Raw genomic sequence first — 1,665 nt, 5'->3', positions numbered from 1 at the left:
GGCGCTCGGCAAGGGCGGCGAGGCGGTGGGCGATGAGCGGCGGGGCGGCCGGCTCCTTCAAGGTTTCATTCAGGGCGCAGGCAGCGTCGTAGATGCCCTTGAGGCCAAGGGTGCCGGAGACGCCTTTGAGGCCATGGGTGATTCGTTCGGCCTCGTCGATGGCACCGTCGGTCAGGGCGGCACTGATTTTGCTGTGGTCGTCGCCATGGGTGGCGAGGAAAATCCCGAGCAGGCGTAAATAGCTGGGCAACTTGCCGCGCATGGCCTTCAGGCCGTAGGCGCTGTCGAGTCCGGGGACTTTTTCGAGGGCGGCAATGGTGGCCGGCGCGGCATCGGCCGGTGTGGCCGGCAGGGCTTGGGGGAGAGGCGCCTGGGCGCTCGGCGTCAGCCATTTGATCAGCGTCGCGTAGAGGGTGTCCGGATTGACCGGCTTGGCGACGTGGTCGTTCATCCCGGCGTCAAGGCAGCGCTGACGATCCTCGCCGAAGGCGTTGGCGGTCATCGCCAGAATGGGCACCCGCAGGCCGCCCGGGCTTTGCCGGATCAGGCGGGTGGCGGTCAGGCCATCCATGACCGGCATCTGGATGTCCATCAGGATCAGATCGTAGGCGGTTTCAGCCGCCATTTTTACGGCTTTTTCCCCGTTGACCGCAAGATCGGCCGACAGGCCGATGCCGCGCAGCAGTTCGAGCGCCACTTCCTGATTGATTGCGTTGTCTTCGGCCAGCAGGATGCGCGCCTGGGCGTAGTGGCGGCTGATCAATTGTTCCGCGTCGTCGGCCGAGAGGCGCGGGGTGGATAGGTCGGTGGCGGTTGTCCCGGTTTGCAGGCGGGCGGTAAACCAGAAGGTGCTGCCTTTTCCGGGGATGCTCGTCAGCCCGGCGTCGCCCCCCATCAGATGGGCCAGCCGGTGGGCAATGGCGAGGCCCAGCCCGGTGCCGCCAAAGCGCCGGGTGGTCGAGTTGTCGGCCTGTTCAAAGGCATTGAAAAGACGGCCTTGCTGCTCGACGGGGATGCCGATGCCGGTGTCCGCGACGGCAAAGCGCACGATCAGGTCATCGGCCTCGGCCGAGAGCAGATTGACGGTGACGGAAATGCTGCCCTGTTCGGTGAACTTGACCGCGTTGCTCAGATAGTTGAGGAGGACCTGGCCGATGCGCAAAGGATCGCCGTGCAGCACCGGCGGCAGAGCCGGGTCAATTTCCTGGTGGAAGCTCAGGCCACGCGATTGCAGTCGGTCGAGGACCAGTTCGCTGGTGTTGTCGAGGATGCGCGAGAGGAGAAAATCGACCGGGGTCAGTTCGAGTTTTCCGGCCTCGATTTTCGAGATGTCGAGGATCTGGTTGATGATCGCCAGCAGGTGGTGCGCGGCGTCGGCTACCTTGTTCAGGCGCCCAAGCTGCTCGGTATCCTGGGTGTGATGTTCGGCAAGGTGGGTGAGTCCGATGATGGCATTCATCGGCGTCCGGATTTCGTGGCTCATGTTGGCCAGAAAGTCGCTTTTTGCGCGGTTGGCCTGTTCGGCCGTCTCCTTGGCCGCTTCCAATTCGGACGTGCGCGCGGCGACCAGTTCCTTGAGGTGCTCGCGATGTTGTTCGAGTTCGCCGGCAGTCTGCTTGGCTTCCGTGATGTCCTGCCAGATGGCCGATACCTTGATGCCCTCGC

Annotated in this window: 1 protein-coding gene; it reads right to left on the bottom strand. The window is 64.1% G+C overall.

Going from position 1 to position 1,665, the window contains the following annotated elements; genetic code table 11:
* Positions 1-1,665: ATP-binding protein (locus ADADOO_RS16130; protein WP_511278530.1), on the bottom strand; the 1,665-nt coding region annotated here is incomplete at both ends.

The sequence above is a fragment of the Azonexus sp. genome, assembly GCF_036170495.1.
In the GTDB taxonomy this organism is placed as follows: domain Bacteria; phylum Pseudomonadota; class Gammaproteobacteria; order Burkholderiales; family Rhodocyclaceae; genus Azonexus.
Note: the sequence above shows the minus strand (reverse complement) of the source record. Positions and strands in the feature narration are given on the sequence as shown.